The organism is Methylobacterium soli, from assembly GCF_008806385.1.
GTDB classification, from domain to species: Bacteria; Pseudomonadota; Alphaproteobacteria; order Rhizobiales; family Beijerinckiaceae; genus Methylobacterium; species Methylobacterium soli.
The window spans coordinates 38,287-52,024 of the sequence record NZ_VZZK01000011.1 but is presented as its reverse complement, the minus strand read 5'-3'; the positions used below and the strand labels follow the sequence as shown (position 1 = coordinate 52,024).

Annotated in this window: 14 protein-coding genes; 6 read left to right on the top strand and 8 right to left on the bottom strand. The window is 69.0% G+C overall.

Going from position 1 to position 13,738, the window contains the following annotated elements; all coding sequences use genetic code 11:
- The first annotated feature begins 54 nt into the window (after positions 1-54).
- The 6 genes from F6X53_RS12675 to F6X53_RS12650 all read left to right on the top strand — a co-directional run bounded on the left by F6X53_RS12675 (position 55) and on the right by F6X53_RS12650 (position 7,086).
- Positions 55-1,593: a LysM peptidoglycan-binding domain-containing protein gene (locus F6X53_RS12675; RefSeq protein ID WP_151000393.1), complete on the top strand. Its 1,539-nt coding sequence runs from the start codon at positions 55-57 to the stop codon at positions 1,591-1,593.
- Positions 1,594-1,731: 138 nt separating this feature from the next.
- The gene (locus tag F6X53_RS12670; RefSeq protein WP_151000392.1) at positions 1,732-3,663 is read left to right on the top strand and encodes an ABCB family ABC transporter ATP-binding protein/permease; all 1,932 of its coding nucleotides are present in this window, start codon (positions 1,732-1,734) and stop codon (positions 3,661-3,663) included.
- An 827-nt stretch (positions 3,664-4,490) separates the two neighbouring features.
- Positions 4,491-5,201, top strand: a complete 711-nt coding sequence (locus tag F6X53_RS12665; protein WP_151000391.1) for a phosphatidylserine decarboxylase — start codon at positions 4,491-4,493, stop codon at positions 5,199-5,201.
- Between the two features lie 13 nt (positions 5,202-5,214).
- Positions 5,215-6,105, top strand: coding sequence for a CDP-alcohol phosphatidyltransferase family protein (locus F6X53_RS12660; protein WP_151000390.1), 891 nt, complete (start codon positions 5,215-5,217; stop codon positions 6,103-6,105).
- 115 nt (positions 6,106-6,220) lie between these two features.
- Positions 6,221-6,649, top strand: coding sequence for a large conductance mechanosensitive channel protein MscL (mscL, locus tag F6X53_RS12655; protein ID WP_151000389.1), 429 nt, complete (start codon positions 6,221-6,223; stop codon positions 6,647-6,649).
- A 116-nt stretch (positions 6,650-6,765) separates the two neighbouring features.
- The gene (locus F6X53_RS12650) at positions 6,766-7,086 is read left to right on the top strand and encodes a DMT family transporter (protein WP_151000388.1); all 321 of its coding nucleotides are present in this window, start codon (positions 6,766-6,768) and stop codon (positions 7,084-7,086) included.
- A gap of 106 nt (positions 7,087-7,192) precedes the next feature.
- Here the strand turns inward: F6X53_RS12650 and F6X53_RS12645 are convergent, their stop codons facing one another.
- The 8 genes from F6X53_RS12645 to coxB all read right to left on the bottom strand — a co-directional run bounded on the left by F6X53_RS12645 (position 7,193) and on the right by coxB (position 13,735).
- Positions 7,193-7,492 carry a hypothetical protein gene (locus F6X53_RS12645; RefSeq protein ID WP_151000387.1) on the bottom strand — a complete coding sequence of 100 codons (300 nt, stop codon included), beginning with the start codon at positions 7,490-7,492 and terminating at the stop codon, positions 7,193-7,195.
- Positions 7,493-7,669: 177 nt separating this feature from the next.
- Positions 7,670-8,083 (bottom strand): DUF1236 domain-containing protein, encoded by a 414-nt coding sequence (locus F6X53_RS12640; protein ID WP_151000386.1) that lies wholly within the window; start codon positions 8,081-8,083, stop codon positions 7,670-7,672.
- 203 nt (positions 8,084-8,286) lie between these two features.
- Positions 8,287-9,030 carry a NepR family anti-sigma factor gene (locus tag F6X53_RS12635; RefSeq protein WP_150962978.1) on the bottom strand — a complete coding sequence of 248 codons (744 nt, stop codon included), beginning with the start codon at positions 9,028-9,030 and terminating at the stop codon, positions 8,287-8,289.
- A gap of 126 nt (positions 9,031-9,156) precedes the next feature.
- Positions 9,157-9,987, bottom strand: a complete 831-nt coding sequence (locus F6X53_RS12630) for a class II glutamine amidotransferase (protein ID WP_151000385.1) — start codon at positions 9,985-9,987, stop codon at positions 9,157-9,159.
- A 118-nt stretch (positions 9,988-10,105) separates the two neighbouring features.
- The gene (locus F6X53_RS12625; RefSeq protein WP_151000384.1) at positions 10,106-10,417 is read right to left on the bottom strand and encodes an oxidase; all 312 of its coding nucleotides are present in this window, start codon (positions 10,415-10,417) and stop codon (positions 10,106-10,108) included.
- A gap of 8 nt (positions 10,418-10,425) precedes the next feature.
- Positions 10,426-11,097, bottom strand: a complete 672-nt coding sequence (locus F6X53_RS12620; RefSeq protein ID WP_244965561.1) for a cytochrome c oxidase subunit 3 — start codon at positions 11,095-11,097, stop codon at positions 10,426-10,428.
- On the bottom strand, positions 11,094-12,773 hold the full coding sequence (locus tag F6X53_RS12615) for a cytochrome c oxidase subunit I (RefSeq protein ID WP_151000383.1): 1,680 nt from the start codon (positions 12,771-12,773) through the stop codon (positions 11,094-11,096). Before F6X53_RS12615 ends, F6X53_RS12620 begins: the two co-directional genes overlap by 4 nt.
- On the bottom strand, positions 12,770-13,735 hold the full coding sequence (coxB, locus tag F6X53_RS12610) for a cytochrome c oxidase subunit II (RefSeq protein WP_151000382.1): 966 nt from the start codon (positions 13,733-13,735) through the stop codon (positions 12,770-12,772). The genes F6X53_RS12615 and coxB overlap by 4 nt, the downstream gene beginning before the upstream one ends.
- Positions 13,736-13,738: the final 3 nt, after the last annotated feature.

Here is a 13,738-nt window from a genome sequence, read left to right as displayed (position 1 = left end):
GTCGGTCGCCAGGAGCGGGCGCCGATCACGTCGACCCGGTTGGAGTAGGACGCCATGACGGCGGAGTTGCGGCGGAGCCTTGGCCTCGCGAGTGTCGGGCTTCTCGGCGGGTTCCTGCTCGTGCTCGCCCTGTTCGGCGGCGGCGCGGTGATGAAGCGCCTCATGCCCGAGACGGCGCCAAACTCGCTGGCGGGCCTGCCGCAGGATCCGGCCGGGCGTCGCGGCGCGGATGCGGCGCCGGGCAAGCCGGCCGCGCCCGGCGCCCCGGCGCGCCAGGGTGAGGGCGTGCCCGGCACGCTTGTGCGCCCGGGTGAGGGCGTGCCCGGCACGCCTGCGCGCCAGGCCGACGGGCTGCCCGCTTTCGACGTGGTCCGGGTCGAGCCGAACGGCGACACCGTGATCGCGGGGCGCGCGGCTCCGAACACCACCGTGGAGATGCTGGTCGGCGACAAGTCCGTCGCGCGGGCCTTGACCGACCCGAACGGTCAGTTCGCGATCGTGCCGCCCGCGCTGCCCACCGGCAACAGCGAGATTGTGCTGCGCACCACGGGCGCGGACGGGCGCGAGACCCGCTCGAAGCAGAGCGTCGCGGTCGTGGTCGCCGAGACGCGCGATACCAAGCCGCTGGTGGCGCTCACCGACCCGGACAAGCCGACCGTGGTTCTGTCGCAACCGGAGACCGCGGCCGGTGAGCCCAAGGCCGTGGCTTCGGCGCCGATGCCCGGGCAAGCGGCCGGAGCAGTGGCCGGGCCGAAGCCCGTTGAATCGGCGCAGAAGGCGGCCGAGGCGAAGCCCAGCGCGGCCGACCCGGTCAAGATCGTCAGCGTCGACGCGCAGGATGGCGGACGCCTCTACGTCACCAGCCAGGCCGCGCCGGGCTCGACCCTGCGCCTCTACCTCAACGACACGCTGGTGGCGCCCGCCAGTGCCGGCCCCGACGGCAAGGTCACCTTCACGATCGGGCGCGGCGTGCGCGCCGGCGATTACCGGGTCCGGATCGATCAGGTCGATCCCGTCACCGGCAAGGTCCGCCACCGGGCCGAGGTGCCCTTCGCCTTCCCGGCGCTGACCCCGAAGGTCGCGGGGCGCGAGCCGCCGGCCCCGACCGAGCCGCCGCGATCCGGCAACCGCCCCGTCGCCGCGATGGCGCTGCCGGGCGCGAAGCCCGAGGCGCCGGCGCCGACCCGCAGGGCGGGCGAACCGCGCGCCGACGCGCGACAGACCACGCCTGCCGGCCAATCTGCTCCCCCCACCGCGCCCGGCGCCACGCCCGCCGCCGCAACTGCTGCCGCAACTGCTGCCGCACCCGCCCCGGAGGCGGCGGCCGAGGCCATCAAGCCCCCGGCCGCGCTGATCCCGGCCCCGCCCGACACGCCCCGCGACGTGTTCGTGGCGGAGGTGAGCACCGCCAAGATCACCCGCGGCGACAGCCTCTGGCAGATCAGCCGCCGGACCTACGGCAAGGGCGACCGCTACACCGTGATCTACGACGCCAACCAGGGCCAGATCCGCGATCCCGACCTGATCTTCCCGGGCCAGATCTTCGTGCTGCCCACGGACGACGCGTCGCGTCCCAGCGGCCGGCGCGGCTGAGCCCGCATCTCGGCGCCGCGCCCGTGCAATCCGGGGCTGCCCGCCGGGCAGGTGGCTGAGGCGCCGGTTCGCGCCTATATGCGGCGCCAGACACTCATCCCGGCCTCCCTTTCGGATCGGCCTTCCGGACACGCCTGAATGACACCCGATTCCGCGCCCGCTTCGCGCGGCACCCCCGTGCCGCCGGAACGCCCCGGCCTCGTCGCGACCTACCGCCGCCTCTGGCCCTATCTCTGGCCCCACGGCCGCCCCGACCTCCAGAAGCGCGTCTTCCTGGCCTTCGGGCTGCTGCTCGTCGCCAAGCTCGCCACCATGGTGACGCCCTTCACCTTCAAATGGGCGACGGACGCCCTCGTGGCGGTGATCGGCGCCAAGGACGGGACGCCGGTCCCGACCGGCCTGTTCGCGGCCCCGATGCTGCTGATCGGCCTCTACGGCCTCACCCGCATCCTGATGGTCGGCTTGACGCAGGTGCGCGACGGGCTCTTCGCCAAGGTGGCGATGCACGCGGTGCGGCGCCTCGCGCTCGAGACCTTCCAGCACATGCACCGCCTCTCCTTACGCTTCCACCTGGAGCGCAAGACCGGCGGCCTCACCCGGGTGCTCGAGCGCGGGCGCGGCGGCATCGAGGAATTGTCGCGCCTGATGGTGCTGACCCTGGTGCCCACCATCGTGGAGTTCGTGCTGGTCCTCGGCGTCCTCGCCTACGAGTTCGACTGGCTCTATTCCGTGGTCGTCCTCGTGATGGTCGCGGCCTATCTGGGCTTCACCTACAAGGCCACCGAGTGGCGGATCGAGATCCGCCGCCGGATGAACAACTCGGACACGGACGCGAACACCAAGGCGGTCGATTCGCTGCTGAACTACGAGACCGTGAAGTATTTCGGCGCGGAGCACCGCGAGACCGCCCGCTACGACGGCTCGATGGCGAAGTACGAGAAGGCCTCGACCCAGACCTACGTCTCGCTGGCGGTGCTGAACGCCGGACAGGCCGTGATCTTCACCATCGGCATGACGGTGGTGATGTGGCTTGCCGCGCGCGACATCATGGCGGGGCGGACCACGATCGGCGGCTTCGTCCTCGTCAACACCATGCTGGTGCAGCTCTCGATGCCCCTGAACTTCATGGGCATGATCTACCGCGAGATCAAACAGGCGCTGATCGACATCGACGACATGTTCACGATCCTCCACCGCAACCCCGAGATCGCCGACCGGCCGGACGCCCCGGCGCTCGCGATCGGGACCGCGGAGGTGCGCTTCGAGGATGTGCGCTTCGCCTACAACCCGGACCGGCCGATCCTGCGCGGCATCTCCTTCGCGGTGCCGCCCGGCCGGACGGTGGCGATCGTCGGGCCCTCGGGCGCCGGCAAGTCGACCCTGTCGCGGCTGCTGTTCCGCTTCTACGAGCCGCAAGGGGGCCGCATCCTCGTGGGCGGCCAGGACATCGCGGCGGTGCGCCAGGATTCGCTGCGCGCCGCCATCGGGATGGTTCCGCAGGACACGGTCCTGTTCAACGACACGATCGGCTACAACATCCGCTACGGCCGCTGGGACGCGAGCGAGGCGGAGGTGCGCGAGGCCGCCCGCCTCGCCCAGATCGACCGCTTCATCGCCAGCCTGCCCGAGGGCTACGACACGCCCGTGGGCGAGCGCGGGCTGAAGCTGTCGGGCGGCGAGAAGCAGCGCGTCGCCATCGCGCGCACGATCCTGAAAGCGCCCCCGATCCTCGTCCTCGACGAGGCGACCTCGGCGCTGGATTCGTTCACGGAAGCGCAGATCCAGGACGCGCTGGACCGGGTCGCCCGGGGCCGCACGACGCTCGTCATCGCCCACCGGCTCTCGACGGTGGTCAATGCCGACGAGATCCTGGTGCTCGACCACGGGGTGATCGTCGAGCGCGGCGGGCATGCGGAGCTTTTAGCTGCGGGCGGGGTCTATGCGGGGCTGTGGAACCGGCAGCGCGAGGCGGATGCGGCGCGGGCGGCGCTCAAGCGGGCTGAGGCGGAGGCGGAACGGGAGCGGGTTGAGCCGCTTGGGGTGCGTGGGGAAGTCGTGCTGGTCGAGTAATGCGGCCGCCTCTCCCGTTCGGGAGAGGTCGAGTCGGCGAACGCCGACCGGGTGAGGGGACAGGTCTATCCGGAGAAGTCGCAGCCCTCACCCTGTCGCTCTCCCGAACGGGAGAGGGGACCCGCGATTCAGCCCGCACGACCTGCGGATCCCATATAGTCCCGCAGGGCGGCGCCGGACGACGCGCGCGAAGCACAGCGCGGCCACCTCTCCCGTTCGGGAGAGGTCGAGTCGGCGAATGCCGACCGGGTGAGGGGACAGGTCTGTCCGGAGAAGTCGCACCCCTCACCCTGTCCCTCTCCCGAACGGGAGAGGGGACCCGCGATTGAACCTTCACGATCTGCGGATCCCACATAGTCCCGCATGGCGGTGCCGGATGACTCGCGCGAAGCACGGCGCGGCCGCCTCTCCCGTTCGGGAGAGGTCGAGTCGGCGAATGCCGACCGGGTGAGGGGACAGGTCTGTCCGGAGGATCCGCGCCCCTCACCCTGTCCCTCTCCCGAACGGGAGAGGGGACCCGCGATTCAGCCCGCACGACCTGCGGCTCCCATATAGTCCCGCAGGGCGGCGCCGGACGACCCGCTCGAAGCACGGCGCGGCCGCCTCTCCCGTTCGGGAGAGGTCGAGTCGGCGAACGCGGACCGGGTGAGGGGACAGGTCTATCCGGATGATCCGCGCCCCTCACCCTGTCCCTCTCCCGAACGGGAGAGGGGACCCGTGATTGATCCGGTCCACGCACGATCGCGCCCGAGGTTGACCTTCGCGCGGCGGGCTGCCATCCGCGCGGGTAGGAATTGACGTTTCCCGCGCGCCCTTCGAAAGACCGCATGAACGACCTTCTCGCCACGATCCGCCGTGTCCTCGTGCCGATCCACAAGGAGGGCTATCCCTTCATCCTGATCGGCATCGTGCTGACGGTGCTGGCCGGCTACTTCTCGCAGTTCTTCGGCTGGATCTTCCTGATCCTCACCCTCTGGGTCTGCTACTTCTTCCGCGACCCCGAGCGGGTCACGCCGGTGACTGAGGGCCTCGTGGTCTCGCCGGCCGACGGGCGCGTCAACCTGATCTCGACGGTGCTGCCGCCGCCCGAGCTCGACCTGCCGCCCGAGCCGATGACCCGGATCTCGGTCTTCATGAACGTGTTCGACTGCCACGTGAACCGGGTGCCGGTCACGGGGCGGATCGGCCAGATCCACTACACGCCCGGGCTTTTTCTCAACGCCGAGCTCGACAAGGCGAGCGAGGACAACGAGCGCAACGGGCTGGTGATGGAGACGATGCACCGGGGCGAGCCGTTGCGCATCGGCGTCGTGCAGATCGCCGGCCTCGTGGCGCGCCGCATCGTCGGCTTCGTCAGCGCGGGCGATACGCTCAATGTCGGCGAGCGCTTCGGGCTGATCCGCTTCGGCTCGCGGGTCGATGTCTATTTGCCCGTCGGCACCCGGGTCCTCGTCGGCCTCGGCCAGAAGGCGGTGGCGGGCGAGACCGTGCTCGCCGATCTCTCCGGCGGCCCCGAGCGGCAATTCCGGCGCATCTGAGGGAGGCCGCCCCATGGACGATCTCTTCCCGCCCTTCGAGCCGGACCCGAACGAGCCGAAGCCGCGCCGCTTCAAGCCGGTGCCGTTCCGGATGATCGCCCCGAACATGATCACCCTGATGGCGCTCTGCCTCGGGCTGACGGCGATCCGCCTCGCGTTCGAGGGCAAGTTCGAGCCGGCCGTGATCGCCATCGTGGTGGCGGCGGTCCTCGATGGGGTCGACGGGCGCGTGGCGCGCCTTCTCAAGGGCACCTCGCGCTTCGGCGCCGAGCTCGATTCGCTGGCCGATTTCGTCAATTTCGGCTGCGCGCCGGCGCTCATTCTCTACGGGTTCGCTTTGTTCCACCTGCGCTCGGTCGGCTGGATCGTGGCGCTGATCTTCGCCATCGCGATGGGGCTGCGGCTTGCCCGCTTCAACGCCATGCTGGACGACCCGAACCGGCCCGAATGGAAGAAGGATTATTTCGTCGGCATGCCGGCGCCCGCGGGCGCGCTCACCGCGATGCTGCCGCTCTACCTCCACTTCCTCGGCCTCTCCTTCGAGAAATGGGCCGCGCCCCTGGTGCTCGGCTACGTCCTCTGCATCGCCCTCATGGTGGTCTCCACCGTGCCGACCTTCTCGGGCAAGACCATGGGCAAGCGGGTGCCGCGGGCCTGGGTCCTGCCGATCTTCCTCGCGGGCGTCGCCGCCTTCGGGATCGCCATCAGCTACCCGTTCGAGGCGATGGTGGCGATCAGCCTGACCTACCTGGCGGTGATCCCGATCGGGGCGGCCCAGTACCGGCGTCGGGCCAAGCTCGAGCCGGCGCGGCCGGAGCGGGCGAACCCGGACGGAGCGCCGCCGGACGAGCCCGCGCGCGCCGGATCGCCGGAGGCTTCGGGGACGGCGCCGAGCAACCCGTAAGGCGGGCCCGCTCGATCGAGCCGGGGACAGCGCGCCCAGGCCCCTGGCCCGGCACGAACCCTGCTCTTAGGCTCCGGGCAGCCGGCGCGACCGGCCCGACGGAGGGGAGCCGGGCATGCTCGAGGAATTCAAGAAATTCGCGTTGCGCGGCAACGTGGTGGATCTCGCGGTCGGCGTCATCATCGGGGCCGCCTTCGGGGCCATCGTGACCTCGGCGGTGCAGGACCTGTTCATGCCGGTGATCGGCGCCATCACGGGCGGGCTCGATTTCTCGAACTACTACGTCCCGCTCTCCTCCAAGGTGCAGTCCGGCCTCGCCTATGCGGAGGCCAAGAAGCAGGGCGCGGTGCTCGGCTACGGGCAGTTCATCACGGTGGCGCTCAACTTCATGATCGTCGCCTTCGTGCTGTTCCTGGTCATCCGCGCCATGAACAAGCTCGCGGCCCGCGAGGAGAAAAAGCCCGAGGCGGTGGCGGAGGTGCCGGCCGACGTGAAGATCCTGGCCGAGATCCGGGACATCCTGGCGACGCGTCCGGCCGCCTGAGCGCCTGACGGTTGACCGGGCCGGGCGCCCAACCTACTTCCACCCGCGAGGCCACGTCCTCACCGCCAGCGCGGGTTCAAGTCCGGGACGGCCCGGCCCTTTCAAGGAGGGCTGACGTGGCCTGGATCTATTTGTTGATCGCCGGCGCGCTGGAGATCGTGTGGGCGTACGCGATGAAGCAATCGGACAGCTTCACGCGCTTCTGGCCGACCGTGATCATGGTGGTGGCCATGGCCGGCAGCTTCGGCCTGCTGGCTTTGTCCATGCGAACCTTGCCGCTCGGAACCGCCTACACGATCTGGACCGGCATCGGCGCCGTCGGGGCTTTCCTGGTGGGCATCATGGTGCTGGGCGAGCAGGCGAGCGCCGCGCGCCTCGGCGCGGCCGTCCTGATCGTCTCCGGTCTCGTCATGATGAAGCTGTCCAGCGCCCATTGAGGTCGCGCGTCACCCGGACGCCAGGGGCGGGACGGGCGGATCGTCCGGGCCGGCGCCATCACGGATGACGTGCGCCATCACGGATGACGGGCGAGGCGGCGGCCCATCAGGCCGAGCGGTCGCCCTGGGGTTCGCGCGCGGCGTCCTTGTCCGCCTCGACCTGAACCCCGAAGGCGTCGAGGATGCGGTCGAGGGCGTGCTCCACCGCGACCGTGCCTTCCTCGTGGGTCTTCAGGCGGGTCTCGAGGCGCTTGATCTGCGGCTCGAATTCCTGCGGCAGGACGTCGTCGCCGAGATATTGCGGCTTCCCGCCATCCACCGTGTAGACGGTGCGAAGCTGCTGCCCGAGGTGATCACGCACCGGCTCCGGAAGAACCACCTGCGGCTGAGGATCATCGTCACGCATTGGCTGAAATCTCCCATCACCTGAGCGCAACAACGTGCGATCAGCGCGAGCGTTGCGAGATCCGCGCCATGAAATCTCCACAATTGCGAATGTCCGGGGCTCCAAGACGAGAAAGGCCCCGGCGCGGTCGCGCCGGGGCCTTCTGCGTTCGGCGTCGCGAGGAGCGCCGGCGCGCGATCAGTCGATCACTTCGACGATGCGGTGGCCCCGATCGACCAGCACCGGACGGTCGTTGACGACGGTGTAGCGGTAGCCGGGCTTCACCCGGTAATCGTCCGGCACGTCGTAGTAGGTGACGCCGGTGCCCGGCAGGACCGTGCCGACGGCGACGCGGCCATCGTAATCGTAGGAGCGAACCCGGCGCTCGGTGACGTAGCTGCGGAAGCGCGGACGGTCATCGATGCCGAGGATGCCCCCGACCGTGCCGGTGGCCGCCCCGACGGCTCCGCCCACGATGGCGCCGACCGGGCCGGCGGCGTCGCCGCCGTCACGGGCGCCCTGCTCCGCGCCGCGAACGAGGCCCTGGGCCTGGGCAGCCATCGGGAGGGCGAGGGCGATCGCGGAAGCCGCGAGAAGCGTCTTGATGTTCATGCGAGAAGTCTCCGTTTCCAGCGGTCCACCAAGCCTGGCCGGCAAGGTGGAGCTTGGGCCGGTAACGCGCGACCTCGCGAAACGGATGCGTCGAAAGTTCACAAGGTTAATTTCAGTTCGGGTGCCCGCCGGATAGGCACGGCCATGGGCGCGGAGCGCCAAATGCTCCGAAATGCCGACTCACCCGGCGAGAGGCGGCACCCTCACGCGTCCTTCGGCATGGCCGATTGGATGAAGCGGTCGGACCCGAGATCTTCCTCGTCATAGCCGAGGAGTTCGGCGAGGCGGCCGCGCGCGCGGCTGACCCGGCTCTTCACCGTGCCGACCTTGCAGCCCATGATGGTGGCGGCCTCCTCGTAGGAGACGCCCTCGGCGCCGACGAGCACGAGGGCCTCGCGCTGATCCGGCGGGAGCTTGGCCAGGGCGCTCTGGAGATCCTCGACGTCGAGGCGGTCGCCCTGGTGCGGCGCCGTCGCGAGGCGCGCCGCGTAGGAACCGTCCTGGTCCTCGACCTCGCGGACGCGCTTGCGGTGATCCGAGTAGAAGATGTTTCGCAGGATCGTGAACAGCCACGCGTTCAGGTTGGTGCCCGGCTGGAAGCGGGCCCGGTGCTGCCAGCCCTTGAGAAGCGTGTCCTGCACAAGGTCGTCCGAGCGCGCGGGGTTCGAGGTCAGCGACAACGCGAAGGCGCGCAGGCTCGGCACCGCGGCGAGCAGACCGTTGCGGAACTCGGGCTCGATGGCCTCGCCGCGCGCCTTCAGGGCGGCTTCGAGCTTCTCGATCAGGTCGGCGAACCGGCTCGGGAGATCGGCCTGGCCGATCGATTCGTAGGCCGTCCGCAGGTGATCGCCGAGATGGGTGCGGATGCTCGGCGACAGGTTCGGACGGGCATCCGAATCCTGATCCAGGCGGCGGTCAGGGGCGGTCTGAATCTCGTCGCTTCTCATGGCTCGTCTTGTTCTTGGATGTTCGGCGCTGGCCGGCGGTCCGGTTCCGGCGGGCGCAGGGATTTGTGCCTGTTGTAGCGCATCGCGCCGCCCGGCGCACCCTTCCAGGCCGCGACACGGTTGAGCTTAAGCCCGCGCGTCAACAGGCGTCGGGGGCGCCGTCACGGTCTTGGCGGGCCTCGTGCCGGGCGTCAGCAGGCGGATGCCGCCATCGCGCAGCACGAGCACGTCGCCGCGCGCGACGTCGGTCCAGAGCTCGTCCCGGGTCAGGGCCTGGGTGGCGATGACCGTGACGATATCCCGCTCGGTGGTCTCCTGCGCGAAATCGACCCGCCAATCCTCGTCGATCAGGGTCGCGGTGCCGAAGGGCGCGCAGCGCGTGAGGTAGCACAGCCGCTTGCCGCAATGGGCGTAGAGGGTGCGGCTGTCGGAGAGCAGCATGTTGAAGACGCCGAGCGCGTGCAGCTCCGCCGAGAGGTCGGCCACGGCGCGGTCGAGCACGGCCGGGCGCGGGAGCGCGCGCCAGCTTTGCTGGAGCTGGCCCAGCATCCAGCAGAAGGCGTGCTCGCTATCCGTGGTGCCGACGGGCTCGAAGCCCCGCAGGGGCAGCTTCTTCACGCCCCGGAGCTGGCCGTTATGCGCGAAGGTCCAGCGCCGGCCCCACAATTCGCGGGTGAAGGGATGCGTGTTCTCCAGAGAGACGCGCCCGCGATTGGCCTTGCGCACATGCGCGATCACGATCCGGCTCTTGATCGGGTAGTTGCGCAGGAGCTTGGCGAGCTCCGAGCGGGCGCTCGGCTCCGGGTCGTGGAAGCTGCGGCAGCCGCGCCCCTCGTAGAAGGTGATGCCCCAGCCATCCACGTGCGGCCCGGTCTCGCCGCCGCGCCGCGCCAGCGCCGCGAAGGAGAAGCGGATATCGGTGGGCACGTTCGCGCTCATGCCGAGCAATTCGCACATGGGGTCTCGTTCGGCCGTGGGTTCGCGCGGAAGGGCGGGAGATGGCGCCCGGCGCGCGGGAGCTCAGGCCGAGATTTAGAAGCCTTCCGGTTGCGGAACAACCGTGACTCGTAACCGATCAGCGCCCGAGGTAATCGGTCAGCGTCATTCCGACGAGGATCGCGACCCAGAAGAAGCCGAGGCCGGCAAACAGCCGCACCAGGGGCGGCTCGTGCCGGATCTCCATGGAAAACAGAAGGATGACCGCCACCATCACGGCGACGACGGCGAGCTCGAGAGCCCAGACCTGCGCGAAGGGCAGCGTCGCCCCGAGGGTGACGTTGACGGCGAGCAGGCCGAGCAGCGCCAGGAAGCTGAGGACCGGCACGCGCAGGTGCTGCCGGAGGCGGGCGCGGTCCTCGTCGGTGAGGCGCGCGAGGGGATTGCGCATGGCTCGGCCTAACGGTTGACCACGTAGAGGATCGGGAAGGCGAGGATCCAGATCAGGTCGATGAAGTGCCAGTAGAGGCCGTAGACCTCGATCCAGTTCTGGTGGCGGGCCAGGAAGCCGGGCTTGGCCGCCATCCAGGTCATGCCGAGCAGGATACTGATGCCGGTGAACAGGTGCAGGCCGTGCAGCGAGGTCGCCACGTAATAGAGGTTCACGAACAGGCGCGAGGCCGGCGTCTCGGCGAGCGCGTAGGGGCGCAGCGCCAGGAACGGCATCATGTGCTCCTCGTAATCGGCGTAATACTCGTAGCCCTTGAGCACGAGGAAGAGGCTTCCGAGCGCCGCGGTCGCCAGCATCGCCCGCACCATCGCCCGCTGCCAGCCCATGCGCGAGAACGCGATCGCCATCGACATGGTGAGGCTGGAGCAGATCAGCACCACGGTGTTGACGGCCCCGATCCAGAACTTGAGATGCAGGGCGGCGGCCTTGACGGCCTCCGGGTGCTGCAGCCGCAGGACCAGCGCCACGAGGAAGAGCGCGGAGAAGAGCAGCAATTCGGTGACGAGCCAGGCCCAGATGCCGAGCACCGCCGCGTGGCGCTGCTGCTCCACCGTGGCGAAGTGCTCGACGCGCGCCACGCCGACACCCGGTGCCATCGGGGGCTCGGCCTCGCGGCTCACGTGTGCTGCCTCCCGGATTCGCGCTCCTGGATCGGGTAATCGTAGGGCACGCGCGGCACCTCGGGCAGGGACAGGAAGTTGTGCGGCGGCGGCGGGGAGGCCGTCTCCCATTCGAGCCCCTTTGCGTCCCACGGGTTGGCGGGCGCGCGCCTCCCGAACCAGAGCGAGTAGAGGAGGTAGACCATCGGGAAGAGATAGCCCGCCGCCAGGATGGTGGCGCCCGCCGAGGACAGGACGTTGAGAAGCTGGAACTCGGGCGGATAGGTCCCGTAGCGCCGCGGCATGCCGAGATAGCCGAGGATGAATTGCGGGAAGAAGGTGACGTTGAAGCCGATGAAGATGAACAGGGCCGAGATCCGGCCCCAGGCCTCGTTGTACATCCGGCCCGTGAATTTCGGCCACCAGAAGTGCAGGCCGCCGAGGAACGCCAGCACCGTGCCGCCGACCATGATGTAGTGGAAGTGCGCCACCACGAAGTAGGTCGCGTGGATGTGCTGGTTGATGGCCAGCGTCGCGAGGTAGAGCCCGGTCAGGCCGCCCAGCACGAACAGGCCGATATACCCCATGGCGTAGAGCATCGGCGTGTCGAGACGGATGCGGCCCTTATGGATCGTCGCGGTCCAATTGTAGACTTTGACCGCCGAGGGCACCGCGACCGCGAAGGAGAGCGCCGAGAAGGCGAGGCTCGCGAGGTCGCTCTGGCCGTTCACGAACATGTGGTGGCCCCAGACGAAGAAGGTTACCGAGGCGAGCCCGATCGACGCGTAGGCGACGAAGCGGTAGCCGAAGAGCTTCTTCTGGGCGAAGGCCGGCACGATCTCGGAGATCACCCCCATGCCGGGCAGGACCATGATGTAGACCGCCGGGTGCGAGTAGAACCAGAACAGGTGCTGGAACAGCACCGGGTCGCCGCCATAGGCCGGATCGAACACCCCGATATGAAAGGCGCGCTCCAGGATGAGCAGGATCAGCGCCGTGGTGATGACCGGGGTGGCGAGGAGGAAGATCAGGCTCGTGGCGTAATGCGCCCAGACGAAGATCGGCAGCCGGAACCAGGTCATGCCGGGGGTGCGCATCGTGTGGATCGTCACGACGAAGTTCAGGCCCGTCAGGATCGAGGAGAACCCCACGATGGTGACGCCGATCAGCGCGGGCAGGACCCAGCTGTTCGAGAAGGCGGTGGAGAGGGGCGCGTAGAAGGTCCAGCCGGTGTCGACGCCGCCGAGCACCACCGAGACCATGGTGAAGAGCGCCCCCGCCATGAAGATGTACCAGCTCGTCAGGTTGAGCTTGGGGAAGGCGAGGTCCTTTGCCCCGATCATCAGCGGGATCAGGAAGTTGCCGAAGGTCGCGGGGATCGACGGGATCAGGAAGAACCACACCATCACGACGCCGTGGATGGTGAAGGCCTTGTTGTAGGTGTCGTTCGTCAGGATCGCGCCGTCCGGCACGACGAGGGCGAGGCGCACGATGCCGGCCGCCACCGCCCCGATGATGAAGAAGGCCGTGATGCTGGCGAGGTAGAGGATCGCGATGCGCTTGTGGTCGGTGGCGAGGAACCACGAGCGCAGGGTGGATTGCGCGTGGAGGTAGTCGATCGGCCGGTCGAGGGTCGGCTCGGGGATATGGGGCTCGCGCTCGGCGAAGCCGGATTCGATCGCGCTGGTGCCGCTCATCGCGTCGCCTCCCCGTCGGCGGTCTGGGTGTCGGCCTTGAGGTAGTCGATCAGCCGGCCGAGATCGTCGGCCGGGATCACGCCCGCGAAGCTCGGCATGATCTGCTTGTACCCTTCCGCGAGGCGGTTGCCGTTCGGGTTGAGGATCTTCTCGCGCAGGTAATTCTCGTCGGCCGTGACGGTGCGGCCATCCGCGAGCTTCACCGGGCGGCCGAACAGGCCGGCGAGTTTCGGCGCCTTCACCTGGGCGCGCGCATCGTGGCAGGCGCCGCAGCCATAGGCGTTGTAGATGGCGCGCCCCGCCGCCACGGCGGTGATCTGCGCCCCCGAATGCGTCAGCCAATGCTGGTAGTCGCTCTGGGTCATCAGGGTGAGGTTGCCGTCCATCACCGAATGGTCGCTGCCGCAATATTCCGAGCAGTAGAGCCGGAAGGTGCCCGTCCGGTCGGCCTTGAACCAGAGCTCGGTGTAGCGGTCGGGCAGAGCCGCCATCTGGACGCGCAGCGCCGGCAGGTAGAGGGCGTGGATCACGTCCTGGCTGATGATCCGGATCTTGATCGGCTGGCCGACCGGAAGGTGCAGGTCGTTGATCTCGGACTGGCCGGTCGGGTGCTGGAACTTCCACATCCATTGCCGGCCGATCGCCTCGATCACCATCGTGTCCGCGGGCGGGTTCTTCGAGATGATGAACAGGCGCGCGCCCCAGGCGAAGAAGATCAGCGTCAGCAGGAAGGGGATCAGCATCCAGCTGATCTCGATCAGGTTCGAGCGCAGGCCGCTGGTGTCCCGGTCGGCCTCGACGCCGTCCCGGTAGCGGATCGCGAAATACGTGATGCCGAGGAAGACCGGCACGGTGAGGACGAGCGTCAGCACCGTGAAGGCGAGGATCAGGTAATCGGTCTCGACCGCGACGGCGGAGGCGGAGGCCGGCCAGAGTTCGAGGGCGGATTGATGCGGCGACATCGG

Coding starts and splice junctions, on each gene's coding strand:
- F6X53_RS12675 (WP_151000393.1), top strand. CDS start 55: ATGACGGCGGAGTTGCGGCGGAGCCTTGGCCTCGCGAGTGTCGGGCTT.
- F6X53_RS12670 (WP_151000392.1), top strand. CDS start 1,732: ATGACACCCGATTCCGCGCCCGCTTCGCGCGGCACCCCCGTGCCGCCG.
- F6X53_RS12665 (WP_151000391.1), top strand. CDS start 4,491: ATGAACGACCTTCTCGCCACGATCCGCCGTGTCCTCGTGCCGATCCAC.
- F6X53_RS12660 (WP_151000390.1), top strand. CDS start 5,215: ATGGACGATCTCTTCCCGCCCTTCGAGCCGGACCCGAACGAGCCGAAG.
- mscL (WP_151000389.1), top strand. CDS start 6,221: ATGCTCGAGGAATTCAAGAAATTCGCGTTGCGCGGCAACGTGGTGGAT.
- F6X53_RS12645 (WP_151000387.1), bottom strand. CDS start 7,492: ATGCGTGACGATGATCCTCAGCCGCAGGTGGTTCTTCCGGAGCCGGTG.
- F6X53_RS12640 (WP_151000386.1), bottom strand. CDS start 8,083: ATGAACATCAAGACGCTTCTCGCGGCTTCCGCGATCGCCCTCGCCCTC.
- F6X53_RS12635 (WP_150962978.1), bottom strand. CDS start 9,030: ATGAGAAGCGACGAGATTCAGACCGCCCCTGACCGCCGCCTGGATCAG.
- F6X53_RS12630 (WP_151000385.1), bottom strand. CDS start 9,987: ATGTGCGAATTGCTCGGCATGAGCGCGAACGTGCCCACCGATATCCGC.
- F6X53_RS12625 (WP_151000384.1), bottom strand. CDS start 10,417: ATGCGCAATCCCCTCGCGCGCCTCACCGACGAGGACCGCGCCCGCCTC.
- F6X53_RS12615 (WP_151000383.1), bottom strand. CDS start 12,773: ATGAGCGGCACCAGCGCGATCGAATCCGGCTTCGCCGAGCGCGAGCCC.
- coxB (WP_151000382.1), bottom strand. CDS start 13,735: ATGTCGCCGCATCAATCCGCCCTCGAACTCTGGCCGGCCTCCGCCTCC.